Genomic DNA, 17,509 nt, shown 5'->3' with positions numbered 1-17,509 from the left:
GCATTGCCCAACGTAAATGCAGCATCACCGCCGCCCGTTGTTACCAGTGTAAGGCTATCTCCTGCTGCCGGGCTGGCACCGGTGTCCGTCACGAATATTTTGAAATCACCTGTTGCCTGACCGGTGACGTTGAGCTGATCGCTCTGATGATTAGCCATATCGGTACGCATATAAAAATTGCCGTTTCCCGACAGGGTATTGGTGGTCAACGTAATGAAATTTTCCGCACTTGCCGTCACTGATGAACGAGTCACTGGCTCATCCATCATAATCACATTTGCGTCAGACATCGCAAGGTTGGCTAAGTTGAGGAGGGTGTTTTGGTTCGTCGTAGTGATATCGGCAATGATGGTCCATACGCTATTTTCGAGCGAAACGTCCGCTTTGCCGGTATCCACGGCACCATGCGTTCTAAAAGAAGCGCCCTCAGAAACCACTACCTTACCCACCAACATTGCGGGTGCATAATTTATTTGCGGCTTCATGACCTCAAGAATGCCATCATTCCCTCTGACTGAAACGTTAACCATTGTGCCAGCCCAGACGTTAGCGCGGCCATTGTTGATAACCATATTTTCAGAGATGGCTTTTGAGGAATACGTGATACTTCCATTCTGATCTGATCGACCGAGATCATATACCGCATTTGCCTGCACTTTCGTACCAGTATCCTTTCCCAGCGATTGCATAGTGGCATGCTCATCAAGGATAGTATCAATGGCCTGCGTGTCCTCCATAACAATGAGCCCGGAACCATCATCCAGTTCATAATTTTTTGACACACCATCTTTTATACTAAATTGGCCTTTACTGTTTGTACCACTCACTTCCAGCGCATTCGTTGAGACAATTAATTTTCCGCCTGCTTTTTTATCAACGCCAGTTGCAGTCCCGCCATCCATAACCTCCAGTAAGCCGCCACTATCTACAGTAGTATTATAAGCGAAGTCATTTTCTTCAACTCGCAAACTTCCGCCGTTTTCCAACAGCATATTGTTAGCAATACCATTCTTGATTTCGAACTGACCGAGACGGTTTGTTCCGAATACCTCCATGACCCGCGTGCTTGCTTTAATAGCACCGCCTGCTTTCTGATCTACCGCAATCGCTAATCCCCCTCTTTAACCTCCAGTAATCCTCCCTTTTCGATAGCGGCAAGGACGGTAATCCCATCTTTTTCAACGATTAAGCGCCCGCCTTTAATCGTGGGATCATTCGCTGCGCCATAAACCTGTAGCACACCATTATTGAGGGTAGTCTGGTTTGCCGCGCCACCCATTTGAACAATTTGATAACCGTCATTTAATACTGAGTATTCTGCGGTACCATTCATTTCAATGTACTGATACCCTCCTTTAATTTCAGTATTACTACTTACACCAAATTCTTTTATATGCTGTTCTCCGCCAGGATTGATTTTCGTATTATTGGCGGTCCCATAAACCAGCTGGATATCTTTTTCCAGGACAACACCATCAACTGTCTCACCATACTCAACTGTTGATGCCAATGCTATGGGTGAATATAACGCTGTAGCCACCAGAACAGATATTGCGGAACGACAAAGAGAAACAGAACCAGATTGATGAATTGAGCTTTCATCCTATGAAATTAATTGCTGTTAAAAGCATTGGGTACGGAAAATACCCATAGCTCCATACCCGGAGTCAGTTTTTAAAAACTGTTTAAAGAAATGCACAAGTATTGTGATTGATTTTTTAGTTGTTTTTCTTGATGAGAAGCTGATGCAAAATTCCGTCTTTATAATGAAAATGATGCCAAAGCGAACGACAAGGTTGTAGTTTTCACTACATGTCCATACATAAAATGGGGTAACATTCACGCGCCTGGTAGCGTTACCAACGCTACGCTCAAACATAATGATTCTAATAAAACCTCAGGAGACTACTATGCCTGAAGCAACGCCTTTTCAGGTGATGATTGTGGATGATCATCCACTTATGCGACGCGGTGTTCGTCAGTTACTGGAGCTTGATCCTGGCTTTGAAGTGGTCGCCGAAGCGGGCGACGGCGCGAGCGCGATCGATCTGGCGAATAGACTGGATATCGACGTGATCTTGCTGGATCTCAATATGAAAGGTATGAGTGGCCTGGATACCCTCAATGCCTTGCGCAGGGATGGCGTTACCGCGCAAATTATTATCCTGACCGTATCAGATGCCTCCAGCGATGTCTTTGCGCTGATAGACGCAGGCGCAGACGGTTATCTGTTGAAAGACAGCGACCCGGAAGTATTGCTGGAAGCAATTCGTGCTGGAGCGAAAGGCAGCAAAGTCTTTAGCGAACGCGTCAATCAGTACTTACGTGAACGTGAAATGTTTGGCGCGGAAGAAGATCCCTTCAGCGTGCTGACGGAGCGCGAGCTGGATGTTCTGCACGAGCTGGCACAGGGGCTGTCAAATAAACAGATTGCCTCGGTGTTGAATATTTCAGAGCAGACAGTAAAAGTACATATTCGCAATCTGCTGCGCAAACTCAATGTCCGCTCACGCGTGGCAGCCACCATTCTGTTCCTGCAACAACGCGGGGCACAATAAAAATAGCCCGATGGCATCACCATCGGGCCTCTTTTTATTTACTCTCCTGCGGCGACAAATGTTGCATCGCCTGCGCGATACTACGTTCAATCACCGCACGGCGAGTATCGTTGGCAGGTAAGAGTTTCAACATCATCTCCCACGCGGCAACGGCTTCGCCAAATCGCTGCTGCTCAAAGGCATTAAACGCATACATGCTTAACACACGGATATTGCTGTGGTCGCTTCTCACCAACTGGCGCAGCAGTTCACCACCGAGGCGGTTGTCGTTGGGATCAGATGAACGTGTCAACGCTTCAGCATAACCCAGTGCGGCATCGCTGTTTTTCGGATCGAGGCGATACGCAGTAGCGTATGCATCGGTGGCGATACTAGCGTTACCCAGCGCCATGCCAACGCGGCCCAACATAATCCAGCCTTCTATATCTCCCGGATTTTTTTGCAGTTGAGTACGCATCCCCAGCGCAAGACGCGACATCTCTTCTTCGTTGAGCGGATCGGCTTTCGGATCCAGCGCCCTGTCCAGCAACGCCGGAGCCTGTGCCGTGGCCTGCTGCCAGATTTTCACCTGCTGATAATTGCCAGTCTGGTAGTAGCTGACGCCAGCCACAATTAACGCCACCACAATACCCGGCAGATAAACAATATATCCGGCACGCTTACCTTCCTGCACGCTTTGTTCAGGAAACGCTTCCGGCACTACGCGTACCCGACGCCGCGAGCGGGCGTATATGACCCAACCGCCAATGCCAATAGCCACTACCGGAAGCACCCACAGCAGCACGGTCAGCGGCGTTAACGGCGGATCGTAAGTGACGAAGTTGCCGTAACGCGCCACCATATAATCGACAATCTCTTTTTTACTTTTACCTTCCTGCATCAGTTCATACACTTTCTGACGCAGGTCGGTGGCAATCATCGAGTTGGAATCGGCAATGCTGTTGTTCTGGCATTTCGGGCAGCGCAGTTCTTCAGTGAGCTGACGGAACTGTTGTTCCTGTGCTTCATCTTTAAACTGCAACACGTCGATGGTCGCCAGTGCTGAGCCGGAGATCATCAGCATCAGCACGCCCAATAAAAACCTCATTGTGCGGCCTCCTTACTGTATTTCTCCCACAGCGGCTTGATCTCTTCTTCCCAGACGCGAGGATTGAGATCGCCCGCATGGCGATAGCGAATGATACCGTTGCCGTCAATAAGGAAGGTTTCTGGCGCGCCATAGACACCGAGATCCAGCCCTAACATGCCGTCGCCATCAAACAGGCTTAGCGCGTAAGGATTGCCCAGCTCTTTCAGCCAGCTGATTGCCTTCTGGCGATCGTCTTTATAGTTCATGCCGACCACGCGAATGCCCTGCGCTGAAAGCTGATTCAGATATTGATGTTCCGCACGGCAGGTCGGACACCAGGTCGCCCAGACGTTAAGCAGCACTGGTTTGCCCTGAGTCAGCACATCCGCCTGATAAAACTGCCCCGGATTGTCCAGTGATTCGAGACGAAACTTCGGCACAGGCTTGCCAATGAGCGCCGATTCCAGATTGGTCGGATCATCCCCTTCGGCATTACGCGCCAGCTGCCACAGCAGCGCCGCGGCAATCGCCAGGAAGATAATCAACGGAATTAACAATACTTTGCGCTTCATACGGCCTCCGGCGCAGTTTTTTGCGGACTCACGCGCTTACGATAGCGAGGATCAAACAGACACAGCAGTCCGCCCAACGCCATCATCAGCCCGCCCGCCCAAATCCAGCGAACAAATGGTTTGTAGTAAAGACGCACGGCCCACGCGCCGTTTTCCAGCTCTTCACCGAGCGCGGCGTACAGGTCACGCGTGATGCCGCCGTCAATTGCCGCTTCGGTCATTATCGACCCGGCAGTGTTGTAATAACGTTTTTCCGCATACAGCACCGTTTCCGGCTTGCCATCGCGCGTTACGCCGATAGTCGCCACACCGCCACGCCAGTTCGGGCCAGTCACCTCTTTGACATCACGGAAGGTGAAGCGATATTCATGAATATCGACGCTATCGCCGGACTTCATGCGCACATCACGCTCAACGCTATAGTTCTGGCTAAAAGCAATGCCAACAATTGTCACTGCCAGCCCAAGGTGAGCCGCCACCATTCCCCAATAACTGAAGGTGGTTTTCGTGCCACGTGAAATACGCAGCGCAGCTTCCGCAATTGCCAGCACAGCAATCCAGCAGGCCATTGCCAGGCCGAGCACCGTCATCGCCACAACTTTGCTTTCGAACAGCCACGGCAGCAGCAGCGACAGCACCAGCGTTGAGATGAAGGCGATAATCAATAAATTGCGGATTTTACGTGGGCGATCGCGCCCCCAGCGCACCAGAGGACCGACACCAAGCAGCAGCGCAAACGGCACCATCAGCCAGGTAAACATGGTGTTGAAGAACGGTTCGCCAATCGAAATACTGCCCAGTCCCAGTTGCTTGTGCACCAGCGGCAGCAGCGTCCCCAGTAATACCACCAGCATCGCGGCGACCAGCAAAACGTTGTTCGCTAACAGCAGAGATTCCCGCGACCACAGCGCATTGTTTACGCGTGAGCGAACTTTGTGTCCACGCGCGGCAAACAGCAGCAGCGAACCACCAATCACCAGTACCATAAAGGCGAGGATAAACATACCGCGTGCCGGATCAGAGGCAAACGCGTGTACCGATACCAGCACGCCGGAACGCACCAGGAAAGTCCCCAGCAGACACAACGAGAAGGCACTGATTGCCAGCAGTAATGTCCACGCTTTGAAGCTGGCGCGTTGTTCAGTGACCGCCAGTGAGTGCATCAGCGCAGTCCCCACCAGCCACGGCATAAACGAGGCGTTTTCTACCGGATCCCAGAACCACCAGCCGCCCCAGCCGAGTTCGTAATAGGCCCATGCGGAACCGAGCACAATGCCGAGCGTCAAGAAGATCCACGCCGCCAGCGTCCACGGACGAGTAAAACGCGCATAAGTGCTGTCCAGACGCCCGCTCAACAAAGAAGCAATGGCAAAAGCAAACGCCACCGAGAACCCCACGTACCCCATATAGAGCAGAGGCGGATGGAAGATCAGCCCCGGATCCTGTAACAGCGGGTTAAGATCGCGCCCTTCAATCGGGAAGTTCGGCAACGTGCGTGAGAACGGGTTAGAGGTAAAGAGAATGAACAGCAAAAAGCCGACGCTGACCATCCCCATTATCGCCAGTACGCGGGCCACAATATCCAGCGGAATACGCTGACTAAAAATCGCTACCGCAAAGGTCCAGCCGCTCATCAGCAGCACCCACAGCAGGAGCGAGCCTTCATGCGCGCCCCAGGTAGCCGCCACGCGATACCACACCGGAAGCTGGGTATTGGAGTTGCTGGCAACATAGGTGACGGTGAAGTCGTTGACCACGAAGGCATTGACCAGTACCAGAAATGCGCCAGCCACAGACATAAACAGCAGCCAGGCAAACAAGCGGGAAGACGCCATCATGCGCGCATCTCCGCGCGCTACGCCCCATAGCGGATACACGGACAGCAGCAGCGCAATTCCTAGCGCCAGACACAGCAGCCCGTTACCAATTTCCGGCATCATGATGCTGGGTCCTTATAAACACTCGCCGGGCGACGGTGATTGGCTTCCATCGCTTTCTCAACTTCTGGCGGCGTGTAGTTTTCGTCGTGTTTCGCCAGCACTTCTTTTGCGAGGATATGATTGCCTTTTTCCAGTTCGCCCTGCACCACAACGCCCTGCCCTTCACGGAACAGATCCGGCAAAATGCCTTCGTAAGAGACATCTACTGAACCTTCAGCGTCGTAAATGGTGAAAGTTACTTTTAGCGAATTGGGATCGCGCTGCACGCTACCCGGCATCACCATCCCGCCGACGCGCAGACGCTGCCCGACTTCCGGCATTTGCTGAGTTTCACGCTTGCCGTAGAGAATTTCCCCCGGCGTATAAAAGAGATCGATATTCGAGCGCAGCGCATATAGCACCAGACCGATAGTCAGCGCCAGCCCTGCCAACACGGCACAGGCAATCCACAAGCGGTTTTTACGGCGAATATTCATGCAGCCTCCTGCTGTTGCGCAGCACGTAAACGCGCCTCACGCGCCCGCTGTTGCGCCACACCACGCAGAATTGCGCGATGCTGCATCACCGAGTGCACGACCAAAACCACCAGCGGAATAACGGTCATCACCACCGCCAGCCAGACAAAAAAGGCGTAACCGCCCATTGCGAAAAATTCATTCCAGGAAGCAAATGCAGGGGTCATTTACGGCCTCTTTTCAGTATCAGTTCACTCACCCACGGACGGCGTTTTTCCATCAGCAAAATCAAATTACGCATCCGCATCAGCGTCAGCGTGGCAGACAGCAGCAGGAAGCCAAAAATCGACCAGCGCAGCGGCGAACGCATCGCCGGATCGATACTTTGCTGCATCCGCGTTGATCCCTGATGCAGGGTGTTCCACCACTCCACGGAGTAATGAATAATCGGCAGATTCACCACGCCAATCAGCACCAGGATACCTGCCGCACGGCCCGCCAGACGGCGGTCGTCGAAGGCGTGCCACAGGGCAATCACACCCACATACAAAAACAGCAGCACCAGTTCAGAAGTCAGACGTGCATCCCATACCCACCAGGTGCCCCACATCGGTTTTCCCCATGCAGAGCCGGTAACCAGGGCAATAAAGGTAAACACGGCACCAATGGGGGCCATCGCCGCCACCGCCAGGTTGGCCATTTTCATCTGCCAGACAAGGCCAATAAAAGCCGCCACCGCCATTGATGCATAAATGCCCATCGACCAGATCGCCGCAGGCACATGCAGGTAGATAATGCGGTAGCTATTTCCCTGCTGATAATCAGCCGGAGCAAAGCCGAATCCCCAGATCCAGCCGACGGTAAGCACGACCACACTGGCAATTGCCAGCCACGGTATAAACCAGCCACAGATTTGATACAGCCGTGGTGGGATCGCCAGTTGATGCAGTGTTTTCCACATAGTTTCGATACCAGACTCGAACAAAAATCAGTAATCCAGCGTTATTGAATGCTGATTCGTAACGCTGCCGCCGTCGCAAAAGGACTTAATGTCGCGGTGCCTGCCAGCAACGCGCCTAAAATTGCCAGATACCCGTCAACGGGCAAATGCATGGAAGCCGCGTCCATCGCGGCGGTGGCAAAGATGAGTAATGGGATAGTCAGCGGTAACACCAGTATGCTGAGCAGCACCCCACCGCGCTTAAGTCCCACTGTCAGCGCCACGCCCGGTGCACCGAGAAAGCCAAGCGTAGGCGTTCCCAGCAGCAGCGTCAGCGCCATCACTTGCCAGCCATAAACATCCATTCCCAGTAGCATTGCTACCAGGGGCGAAAGGATGAGTAACGGCAGACCGGTTACCATCCAGTGCGCCATCACCTTCGCCAGCACAACGGCGGGCAAGGGTAACGGCAACAACATCAATTGTTCAAGACTGCCGTCCTGCAAATCGTCACGGAACAGTCGTTCCAGCGCCAGCAAGGATGAAAGCAGCGCAGCAACCCAGATAATGCCCGGTGCAATACGCGCCAGCAGTTGCGGCTCCGGACCGATACTGAGCGGAAAAAGGGTAATTACAATCAGGAAGAACCACAGCGGGTTGGCGATTTCGGCGCTATGGCGAAACGCTACGCGCAGCTCAAGACGGAAAATGCGCCAGAACATCATGCGGCCCTCGTTTGCGTCAGTGAAATGCGGCGAATTTTACTTTCAGCAACGTTGAGCGGCTGGTGGGTAGTCAGAATCACAATCCCCCCCTGCTCCGTATGCTGCGCCATACGCTGGGTCAGACGATCGACGCCGTTAACGTCAATCGCGGTAAAAGGCTCGTCGAGGATCCATAATGTGGCACGGGTCAGCCACAGACGCGCTAAAGCGACGCGGCGTTGTTGCCCGGCCGAGAGCTGATTTACAGGAATATCTTCGAATCCGGCAAGCCCGGCCTGCGCCAGGGCTTCCAGACATTGTGCGGTATCGCCATCGCGATGATAAAAGTGCAGATTTTCTAACGCCGTCAGCCGGGTTTTGATCCCCGGCTGATGGCCTATCCATAACAGGTTTTGATGGTAGCTGTCGCGTACCTGATGCAAGGGCTGCCCTTGCCAGAGAACCTCGCCTGCGTCAGGGCGAGACAACCCCGTCAGCAAACGGAGAAGCGTTGTCTTCCCCGCGCCGTTGCTACCGGTGATTTGTACCCACTCTCCTGCGTTCAGCGTAAATGACAAGCCACTAAATAAGGTTCGTTCATCCCGCTCACAAAGTAACTCTCTGGCTTCAAGCATACCCACGCAATAACCCTGTTAAAAACCTGGCTCGACTTCACGCATATCGGGCAGCTTGTGCGCTATCCCTTTATGGCAATCAATACAGGTTTGCCCATCTTTCACCGCCTGGTCATGCATCTTCGCGGCAACCGATTTCTGGGCGGTTGTATCCATATACTCGAAGTTGTGACAGTTACGGCACTCCTGCGAGTTATTGTCCTTCATGCGCCGCCACTCATTCTGTGCCATCGTCAGACGATGAGCTTCAAATTTCTGCGGCGTGTCAATAACGCCAAAAATTTTACCATACAGCTCTTTACTTGCTTTGAGCTTGCGTATCATCTTCGGCACAAACTCGTGCGGAACGTGACAATCCGGACAGGTCGCACGGACGCCGCTACGGTTGTTGTAGTGCACGGAATCCATGTATTCCTGATACACCGTGTTGCGCATTTCGTGGCAGCTAATGCAGAACTCTTCGGTATTGGCTTTTTCCATCCCGGTGTTAAAGCCACCCCAGAAGACGATGCCGCCAACAAAACCGATCAACAGCAGCGTCCCCAGCGCCAGACGGCTGGGGGTACGCCACCATTTCCACAGGCGCTTAATCAGACCAGGCTTACGGTCAGAATTTCCCATAATAACCTCTTATTTCCCGTAACCTTTTGATGGGGTAAAGGTATTCCCCACGATTGGCGCGGTATCGGCCTGCGGTACGTGACATTGCAGACAGAAATAACGACGCGGAGCCACTTCCGCGCCCACTTTGCCGTCGCTGTCCATAAAGTGAGTAGGACTGATACGCGGCGCGCCAGTGGTGCGATAACTTTCGACACCGTGGCACTGCAAGCAGCGGTTGGTATTGGTCGTTACCTGATAACCTTCAACGCTATGCGGGATCATTGGCGGCTGATTCACATAGTTCAGCGGCATCCGTTCCTGCTCTTTTGGCATCCGAATGGCCCCTTCCTGTGTCCCGGATACTTCCGGCGACTGGCTAAAATCGACGCCATTAGCCGCCCAAACCGCGCCGCTTACCACCAGGGCCAGCATCGCCGTCCATTGACACAGCGCTTTCTTCAGGTCATGGCTTTTCATGATTTCGCTCCCGAACTCCATCGTGTAGTTATTGTAAATACATCCTCAGAACAGACATCCACGCAGCGACCGCACGTCATGCAATCGCGGCTGGTGACCTGCACCGGGCTTTGTTCATCCAGCACCGGGGCACGTAGCACATGCGGTTCCGGGCAAACATGAAAACAATCCATACAGCGGTTACATTTCTGCCGATCGGTGGCCGCAACGGTAATCACACCTTTGCTACCCAGCACGCCATACAGCGCGCCAACCGGACAAATGTGCCCGCACCAGCCGTGTTCAACGACCAGTAGATCAAATAAAAACAGCGCGAGAATAAGCAGCGCGCCGCTGCCGAAGCCCATTACCAGGCTGCGCCCCATCAGAGATACGGGGTTGATCCATTCCCAGATGAGCGTGCCAGTTAAGGCCGATCCCAGCAGAATGACCACCAACAGCACGTAGCGAATGTGGCGAGGGATCGTCGCAGACTGATTGAGGTCAAAGCGCCTGCGTAACCAGTTCGCTAAGTCGGTAATCGGGTTCAGCGGGCAGACCCAGCTGCAAAATAATCGCTTTCCCGCCAGGGCGTAGAGCACGGTGATAATCACCGCACCGGTCAACGCCACCGTGGCAGGCAGATGACCACTGGCAAGACTTTGCAGCGTCATCAGCGGATCGGTCAGCGGAACGGTGTCGAATAACAGGCTACTGCTGTAGTTGCCGTGCAAGATCCACACACCAAACCATGGACCGCTCAAAAACATCCCCAGCACGAAGAACTGACAAAGGCGACGTAACACCAGCCAACGGTGACTGCGCCACCAGCCTTTTTTCTCCAGCGCCTCGCGCCCGGCGTCACGTTTACGATTTGCCATTGTTCCCCTCCAGCCAACCGAAGCGGTAATGGTGACCTAACTCCCCTTTCGCCAGTGACAGCGGTAACACCTTGATTGCCGGTTGTTCCAGCACGCATACTTTTTCGCACTTACCGCAACCGGTACAGGCGTCGCTGTGAACCGTCGGCAGAAAGCGGGCGTGCTTACCGGTACGCGTGTTGCGCTCCAGCTCCAGGGTGATGGCCTCATCAATTTTCGGGCATTCGCGATAACAAACATCGCAGCGCAGCCCCTGAAAGTTGAGACAGTTTTCCTGGTCCACCAGTACCGCCAGCCCCATCCGCGCGTCGTCGATCGATTCAATCTCACGATCCAGCGCACCGCTTGGGCACACTTTGGCGCACGGAATGTCCTCACACATTTCGCAAGGAATATCCCGTGCGACAAAATATGGCGTGCCCGCCGACAGACCAGAGGCCAGCGTCGCCAGTTTTAAGGTGTCGTAAGGGCAAGCCTGAACACACTGACCGCAACGCACACAGGCACTGGCAAAGGCGTTCTCGTTTATGGCTCCGGGCGGGCGCAACCGCACGCCAGATGCGCGTGCGGTTTGCTGTTGTAACCCCAGCGCCACACCCACGGCAGCCAGCCCGCCTGCTGTGCGAACGACATCGCGCAGAAAGCGGCGGCGACCATTTTGAGGTTTCGCTGACCGGGACATAATGGCTTACACCTTCTCCAGTTTGACTGCGCACTTCTTGAAGTCCGTCTCTTTCGAGAGCGGATCGGTCGCATCCAGCGTCAGTTTGTTAACCAGCTGTGCGGCGTCGAAGAACGGCATGTACACCAGGCCCTGTGGCGGACGGTTACGACCGCGCGTTTCAACAATCGAGATCACTTCGCCACGGCGAGAAACCACTTTCACTTTGTCGCCACGGCGCAGATCGCGCGCTTTCGCATCCAGCGGGTGAATAAACAAGACCGCTTCCGGGAAGGCGCGGTGCAGTTCCGGCACACGGCGAGTCATACTGCCGGTGTGCCAGTGCTCCAGAACGCGTCCGGTAGAGAGCCACAGGTCGTACTCTTCATCCGGTGCTTCCGCCGCCGGTTCGAACGGCAGTGCGAAGATCACCGCTTTGCCATCCGGTTTACCGTAGAACTTATAGCCTTCGCCCGCTTTCACGTACGGGTCGTTACCTTCGCTGTAACGCCACTGTGTTTCTTTACCGTTCACCACCGGCCAGCGCAGACCGCGCGCTTTGTGGTAGTCATCGAACGGCGCGAGATCGTGACCGTGACCGCGACCAAACCATGCGTACTCTTCGAACAGCCCTTTTTGCAGATAGAAGCCCAGCTCGCGGGATTCATCGTTCAGCTGATCTTCCGCCAGTTCGGATACCGGGAATTTGCTCACTTCGGGGGTGGCATACAGAACTTCGTACAGCGTTTTGCCACGCAGTTCCGGTTTCTTCGCCAGCAGCTCTTCCGGCCATACTTCTTCAGTTTTGAAGCGGCGGGAGAACTGGACTAACTGCCAGAGATCCGATTTCGCTTCGCCTGGCGCCTGTACCTGCTGACGCCAGAACTGAGTACGGCGTTCGGCGTTACCGTAAGCGCCCTCTTTCTCTACCCACATTGCGGTCGGCAGGATCAAGTCGGCGGCCAGCGCACTGACTGTCGGATACGGATCGGAGACGATGATGAAGTTGCGCGGATCGCGCCAGCCCGGCATACGCTCTTCATTGATGTTCGGCCCGGCCTGCATGTTGTTGGTACACATGGTCCAGTAAACATTCAGCTTGCCGTCTTTCAGCGCACGGTCTTGTGCCACCGCGTGCAGACCGATTTTTGCCGGAATGGTGCCGCCCGGGATATTCCACTTCTTCTCGCAGATATCACGATGTTTCTCGTTAGTCACCACCATGTCCGCAGGCAGACGGTGAGCAAAGGTGCCCACTTCACGCGCAGTACCACACGCAGAAGGCTGCCCGGTCAGGGAGAACGGACCGCAACCCGGCTGGGAAATTTTGCCGGTCAGCAGGTGCAGGTTGTAGACCAGGTTGTTGGCCCACACACCACGGGTATGCTGGTTGAAGCCCATCGTCCAGTAGGAGATGACTTTCTTGTTCGGATCGGCATACAGCTGCGCCAGTTGTTCTAACTGGTCTTTCGGCACGCCGGTCATTTCAGCGGTTTTTTCCAGCGTATACTCAGCAACGAAGGCTTTGTAATCTTCAAAGCTCATCGGTTCGGAGGCGTCAGAACCCGGATTCTTCGCTGCTTTTTCCAGCGGATGGGTCGGACGTAAACCGTAGCCGATGTCCGTCGCCCCTTTGCGCAGGTTAACGTGCTTGCTGAAGAAGTCCTGATTTATCGCATTGTTTTGAATGATATAGTTGGCGATGTAGTTCAGGATCACCAGGTCAGATTGCGGCGTAAAGATGATGCCGTTATCCGCCAGCTCGAAGCTACGATGCTGGTAGGTAGAAAGCACCGCCACGGTGACGTTCTGGTTAGAGAGACGACGGTTAGTGATGCGTGACCAGAGGATCGGGTGCATCTCCGCCATGTTAGCGCCCCACAGCACAAACGCGTCAGCCTGCTCGATGTCGTCATAGCAGCCCATCGGCTCATCCATACCAAAGGTACGCATAAAGCCAACTACTGCCGACGCCATACAGTGACGTGCGTTCGGGTCGATGTTGTTCGAACGGAAGCCCGCTTTGAACAGCTTGGACGCGGCATAACCTTCCCAGATAGTCCACTGACCAGAACCGAACATACCGATCGATTCCGGTCCTTTTTCTTTCAGGGCGGTTTTGAATTTCTCTTCCATCACATCGAAGGCCTGATCCCAGGTGATTGGGGTAAATTCGCCTTCTTTGTCATATTTACCGTTTTTCATACGCAGCAGCGGCTGCGTCAAACGGTCTTTACCGTACATGATCTTGGGCAGGAAATAGCCCTTAATGCAGTTCAGGCCACGGTTAACCGGTGCGTCCGGGTCGCCCTGACAGGCCACCACACGCCCCTGCTGCGTTCCGACCAGAACGCCGCAACCAGTACCGCAGAAACGGCACGGCGCTTTATCCCATTTAATGGCTTCCTGCTGACCAACAACGGCGCGGGCAACGCCCGGCACGCTGAGACCGGCAGCCGCCGCAGCGGCCGCAACGGCGTTAGCTTTCATAAAGCTACGACGACTGAGTTTCATGGTGTTTCCTCACCTTGCTCTTCCTGCTGGTGATAAACCAGCGACACCGCCAGCACGCCCTCTACGTTGCGTACTGACTCAATGGTTTGGATCAGCGTTTCGCTGTCTTCTGCTTCCACCACCACAATCAACTGACCGCTCGGCGCGTCGCTGACAGCAACTTCACAGCCGGGAAAGGCGTTCAGTTGGGTGCTGATGTCTGAAATTCGTTCGCTTTTGGCCTGCACGACCAGGCTGCAAACTTGCCAGTTAGTGTGCATGGAGATACTCCGCAGTTATGGCTGATACCGGACAGCTGGCTGCACATGCTCCACATCCGTTGCAAAGTTGGCTATTAAGTTGCGGCTGGTAGATTCCGGAGAGCGTCGGGCGAAAGATAATTGCCATTGGCTCACAGCTATCCTGACAGCGGCGGCATTCAACTGACTGATACGCCAGGCACGCGTCCCCAATGGTGAACTGCAAATCCCAGGCCCTGGTGTGGCGCGGAGAAAATAGCGATTCGGGGCAAGCCTGCGCGCAGGCGTAACAGAAGCTGCACTCGTTATTTTTGAAATTAACGCTCGGATAGCCGCCCGCGCCGCGTTGCAGAATGTTGTTTTCACAAGCATTAATACAGGCGTCGCAACGGGTGCAATGGGTCAGAAAATGAGATTCATCACCGGACCAGGGCGGACGGATACCGTTACTGGCTTTGCGCCAGCGACCAGTGAGTATGCCCCGACGGGATGCATCAATCTTCACATTGACCTTCCATCATTAACGCGCTCTGAAAATTGAGAGCGACCAAATAAACCGCATAATTAATAAGCCATTTTTATAGCCGCTAAGATATTAAAGGATGTGTCAAAGATGCATACCCCGATCGGGGTAAAACCTGTAGCAGGATCAAAAGAGTGGCGGGAAGCGTGGCAAAAACGGGCTTTTGCTCACATTTCAAATGGTTATAAACATATTTATATAGCGATTAATTCACCAGAGATATTTCTGCTGGTTTGCTCCCTCATCAGAATTTAACACTAAAAGAGCAGGTAAAATTGTCTGAATGTTCTTTAAGTTATTCATAAAGCAAATTAATAAATCTGATGAATATGTTAACCTTCAGCGACATCATCGGTGAAAACCTATAAATGAAGAAGGAAAGCAAAAAAATGAAGACCATTCTACCTGCAGTATTGTTTGCCGCTTTCGCTACCACTTCCGCCTGGGCGGCAGAAAGCGTCCAGCCACTGGAAAAAATCGCGCCTTATCCACAAGCTGAAAAAGGGATGAAGCGTCAGGTGATTCAGTTAACCCCGCAAGAAGATGAATCTACCCTGAAAGTAGAACTGTTAATCGGTCAGACGCTGGAAGTCGATTGCAATTTGCATCGTCTCGGCGGGAAGCTGGAAAGCAAAACGCTGGAAGGCTGGGGCTATGATTATTATGTCTTTGATAAAGTTAGCTCGCCGGTTTCCACGATGATGGCCTGCCCGGATGGCAAGAAAGAGAAGAAATTTGTCACCGCGTATCTGGGCGATGCTGGAATGCTGCGTTACAACAGCAAGCTGCCGATCGTGGTGTATACGCCAGACAATGTAGATGTGAAGTACCGCGCCTGGAAGGCGGAAGAGAAAATTGACAACGCGGTAGTTCGCTAAAATGCTGTGAAGTGCGGCACCCCGTAGGCCGAATAAGGCGGTCACGCCGCATCCGACATCTAACGCCCGAGCCGGTGCCTGATGCGACGCTGGCGCGTCTTATCAGCATACGCCACATCCGGCATACCATGCCGGATGTGGCACATCATTACAACGCAATATCCGCCACTTCTTTTTGAACGGGTTGCGGTTTCAACTGCGGTTTTGGCGTACTATCTGCTGCCTGCGGCTTGTCGTATTTCAGCCCCAGCACTTCGCTGGTGTACTGCAACTCGCGTTCTGTTGCCGCTACATCACCGTTCAGCTTGCGTCCATAAGACGGAACGATCGCTTTCAACGTAGCCTGCCATTGCGGGCTGGAAACGCGATCGCCAAATACTTTTTCCAGCAGATCCAACATAATCGGCGCGGCGGTTGACGCCCCTGGCGATGCCCCCAGCAGCGCGGCAATGGTCCCTTGCTGGTCACTGACCACTTCAGTACCCAGACGCAGCACGCCACCTTTCTCGGCATCACGCTTGATAATCTGCACGCGCTGCCCCGCTTGCCACAAACGCCAGTCCTCTTTTTTTGCCTGCGGATAGTACTCTTTCAACGCTTCAAAACGATCCTCTTCACTCAACATCACCTGACTCACCAGATATTTCACCAGATCGAAATTATCCAGCCCGACGTGCATCATCGGCATCACGTTAGAGGTGGTGGTGGAACTCATCAGATCCCACAATGAACCGTTTTTGAGGAATTTGGTTGAGAAGGTGGCAAATGGCCCAAACAGCACTACGCGTTTACCGTCCAGAACGCGGGTATCGATATGCGGAACCGACATCGGTGGTGCGCCAACGGATGCTTTACCGTAAACCTTCGCCAGATGGTGATTAACCACGTCCGGGTTTTCCGAAACAAGGAACTGTCCGCCCACCGGGAAACCGGCGTAGTCTTTCGCTTCTGGAATCCCCGATTCCTGTAACAGCTTCAGCGCCGCACCGCCCGCGCCGATAAAGACAAATTTGGCGCGGATGTTCTGTGCAGTGCCATTTTTCAGATCGGCAACGGTAACGGTCCAGGTGTTATCGTCATTACGCTTTAGGGCGCGGACTTCGCTGCTGAGTTGCAGCGAGAAGTTAGATTTCTTCTGCAAGGAAGCAATTAACTGGCGGGTGATCTCGCCATAGTTCACATCAGTGCCAATTTCTGTGCGTGTTGCCGCTACTTTCTGTTGCGGATCGCGCCCTTCCATCACTAACGGTGCCCACTCTTTGATCTGCGCGTGATCTTCAGAGTAACGCATACCGCGAAACAGCGAGCTTTGTTGCAACGCGGCGTAACGGGCGCGCAGGAAATTAACGTTATCCTCGCCCCAGACAAAGCTCATATGCGGAACGGTATTGATAAATGAACGCGGAGTACGCAGCACGCCGCGCTCGACCTGGTGCGCCCAGAACTGGCGGGAAATCTGAAATGCTTCGTTAATGGCGACTGCTTTTTCAATACTGATGCTGCCATCGGCGTTTTGCGGGGTGTAGTTCAGTTCCATCAGTGCAGAATGCCCGGTTCCGGCGTTGTTCCAGCCGTTCGAACTCTCCTGCGCGACACCCTCCAGGCGCTCCACCATGGTCATCGACCATTCAGGCTCCAGCTCGCGTAAATAGGTCCCCAACGTGGCGCTCATAATGCCGCCGCCAATCAACAGTACATCAGTTTCCTGCTCCTCGGACGCTTTCGCTTTTGCCGCCATCGAAACGGCATTAAGCCCCACGGCCATCGAGAAGAGCATGGCAGTCACTTTTTTCATCTTGTTAATGCCTTACTTTTAGTCGCTTTATTGCAGGTGAGATTTGCGCGGCATCAACGGTAACACTTAAGTAACAACATTTAAAT

General features: G+C 53.6%; 19 protein-coding genes and 1 pseudogene. 3 read left to right on the top strand and 17 right to left on the bottom strand.

All coding sequences use genetic code 11. From position 1 onward, the window contains the following. A pseudogene (gene yejO, locus QZF50_RS17490) lies at positions 1-1,591 on the bottom strand (autotransporter YejO); the annotation flags it as partial. Positions 1,592-1,910: 319 nt separating this feature from the next. On the opposite strand from yejO, the gene narP reads away from it, so the two are divergent. Further along, positions 1,911-2,558, top strand: coding sequence for a nitrate/nitrite response regulator protein NarP (gene narP / locus QZF50_RS17485; RefSeq protein WP_001113637.1), 648 nt, complete (start codon positions 1,911-1,913; stop codon positions 2,556-2,558). Positions 2,559-2,592: 34 nt separating this feature from the next. On the opposite strand, the gene ccmH is transcribed toward narP, so the two are convergent. The 15 genes from ccmH to napF are packed head-to-tail and all read right to left on the bottom strand — an operon-like array spanning position 2,593 to position 14,732. Continuing rightward, positions 2,593-3,645: a cytochrome c-type biogenesis thiol:disulfide oxidoreductase CcmH gene (gene ccmH / locus QZF50_RS17480; protein ID WP_001211587.1), complete on the bottom strand. Its 1,053-nt coding sequence runs from the start codon at positions 3,643-3,645 to the stop codon at positions 2,593-2,595. Further along, entirely contained in the window at positions 3,642-4,199 is a 558-nt protein-coding gene (gene dsbE / locus QZF50_RS17475; RefSeq protein WP_000824439.1) for a thiol:disulfide interchange protein DsbE, read from the bottom strand. Before dsbE ends, ccmH begins: the two co-directional genes overlap by 4 nt. Then, positions 4,196-6,139 (bottom strand): cytochrome c-type biogenesis heme lyase CcmF, encoded by a 1,944-nt coding sequence (ccmF, locus tag QZF50_RS17470; RefSeq protein WP_061892457.1) that lies wholly within the window; start codon positions 6,137-6,139, stop codon positions 4,196-4,198. The genes dsbE and ccmF overlap by 4 nt, the downstream gene beginning before the upstream one ends. Further along, complete coding sequence (gene ccmE, locus QZF50_RS17465; RefSeq protein ID WP_001026418.1) at positions 6,136-6,615, bottom strand: cytochrome c maturation protein CcmE; 480 nt, start codon at positions 6,613-6,615, stop codon at positions 6,136-6,138. The genes ccmF and ccmE overlap by 4 nt, the downstream gene beginning before the upstream one ends. Beyond that, positions 6,612-6,821, bottom strand: coding sequence for a heme exporter protein CcmD (ccmD, locus tag QZF50_RS17460; RefSeq protein WP_000186540.1), 210 nt, complete (start codon positions 6,819-6,821; stop codon positions 6,612-6,614). Before ccmD ends, ccmE begins: the two co-directional genes overlap by 4 nt. After that, positions 6,818-7,555: a heme exporter protein CcmC gene (gene ccmC / locus QZF50_RS17455; RefSeq protein ID WP_001295447.1), complete on the bottom strand. Its 738-nt coding sequence runs from the start codon at positions 7,553-7,555 to the stop codon at positions 6,818-6,820. Before ccmC ends, ccmD begins: the two co-directional genes overlap by 4 nt. A gap of 41 nt (positions 7,556-7,596) precedes the next feature. Then, a complete protein-coding gene (ccmB, locus tag QZF50_RS17450) occupies positions 7,597-8,259 on the bottom strand; it encodes a heme exporter protein CcmB (protein WP_000971730.1) in 663 nt (220 codons plus the stop codon). Next, on the bottom strand, positions 8,256-8,879 hold the full coding sequence (ccmA, locus tag QZF50_RS17445) for a cytochrome c biogenesis heme-transporting ATPase CcmA (RefSeq protein ID WP_000525587.1): 624 nt from the start codon (positions 8,877-8,879) through the stop codon (positions 8,256-8,258). The genes ccmB and ccmA overlap by 4 nt, the downstream gene beginning before the upstream one ends. Positions 8,880-8,891: 12 nt before the next feature. Next, a complete protein-coding gene (napC, locus tag QZF50_RS17440; RefSeq protein ID WP_000528376.1) occupies positions 8,892-9,494 on the bottom strand; it encodes a cytochrome c-type protein NapC in 603 nt (200 codons plus the stop codon). Between the two features lie 9 nt (positions 9,495-9,503). Continuing rightward, positions 9,504-9,953 (bottom strand): nitrate reductase cytochrome c-type subunit, encoded by a 450-nt coding sequence (napB, locus tag QZF50_RS17435; protein WP_000835177.1) that lies wholly within the window; start codon positions 9,951-9,953, stop codon positions 9,504-9,506. Beyond that, positions 9,950-10,813, bottom strand: a complete 864-nt coding sequence (gene napH / locus QZF50_RS17430; protein ID WP_000013506.1) for a quinol dehydrogenase ferredoxin subunit NapH — start codon at positions 10,811-10,813, stop codon at positions 9,950-9,952. Before napH ends, napB begins: the two co-directional genes overlap by 4 nt. Continuing rightward, positions 10,800-11,495: a ferredoxin-type protein NapG gene (napG, locus tag QZF50_RS17425; protein ID WP_000091291.1), complete on the bottom strand. Its 696-nt coding sequence runs from the start codon at positions 11,493-11,495 to the stop codon at positions 10,800-10,802. Before napG ends, napH begins: the two co-directional genes overlap by 14 nt. Positions 11,496-11,501: 6 nt before the next feature. Then, positions 11,502-13,988 carry a periplasmic nitrate reductase subunit alpha gene (gene napA / locus QZF50_RS17420; RefSeq protein ID WP_000778057.1) on the bottom strand — a complete coding sequence of 829 codons (2,487 nt, stop codon included), beginning with the start codon at positions 13,986-13,988 and terminating at the stop codon, positions 11,502-11,504. Further along, positions 13,985-14,248 (bottom strand): chaperone NapD, encoded by a 264-nt coding sequence (gene napD, locus QZF50_RS17415; RefSeq protein WP_000557378.1) that lies wholly within the window; start codon positions 14,246-14,248, stop codon positions 13,985-13,987. The genes napA and napD overlap by 4 nt, the downstream gene beginning before the upstream one ends. Beyond that, positions 14,238-14,732, bottom strand: a complete 495-nt coding sequence (gene napF, locus QZF50_RS17410; RefSeq protein WP_000686723.1) for a ferredoxin-type protein NapF — start codon at positions 14,730-14,732, stop codon at positions 14,238-14,240. Before napF ends, napD begins: the two co-directional genes overlap by 11 nt. Before the next feature lie 108 nt (positions 14,733-14,840). Here napF and yojO point away from each other — a divergent pair, with 108 nt between their 5' ends. Together yojO and eco are read left to right on the top strand one after the other, a co-directional pair. Beyond that, a complete protein-coding gene (gene yojO, locus QZF50_RS17405) occupies positions 14,841-15,005 on the top strand; it encodes a protein YojO (RefSeq protein ID WP_001296837.1) in 165 nt (54 codons plus the stop codon). Between the two features lie 113 nt (positions 15,006-15,118). Further along, positions 15,119-15,628: a serine protease inhibitor ecotin gene (gene eco / locus QZF50_RS17400; RefSeq protein ID WP_277989123.1), complete on the top strand. Its 510-nt coding sequence runs from the start codon at positions 15,119-15,121 to the stop codon at positions 15,626-15,628. 148 nt (positions 15,629-15,776) lie between these two features. Here eco and mqo read toward each other — a convergent pair whose 3' ends face one another. After that, positions 15,777-17,423, bottom strand: a complete 1,647-nt coding sequence (gene mqo, locus QZF50_RS17395) for a malate dehydrogenase (quinone) (RefSeq protein ID WP_000758074.1) — start codon at positions 17,421-17,423, stop codon at positions 15,777-15,779. Positions 17,424-17,509 lie beyond the last annotated feature (86 nt).

The organism is uncultured Escherichia sp., assembly GCF_948475835.1.
Lineage (GTDB): Bacteria > Pseudomonadota > Gammaproteobacteria > Enterobacterales > Enterobacteriaceae > ECMA0423.
This window is presented reverse-complemented; position numbering and strand designations above follow the sequence as displayed.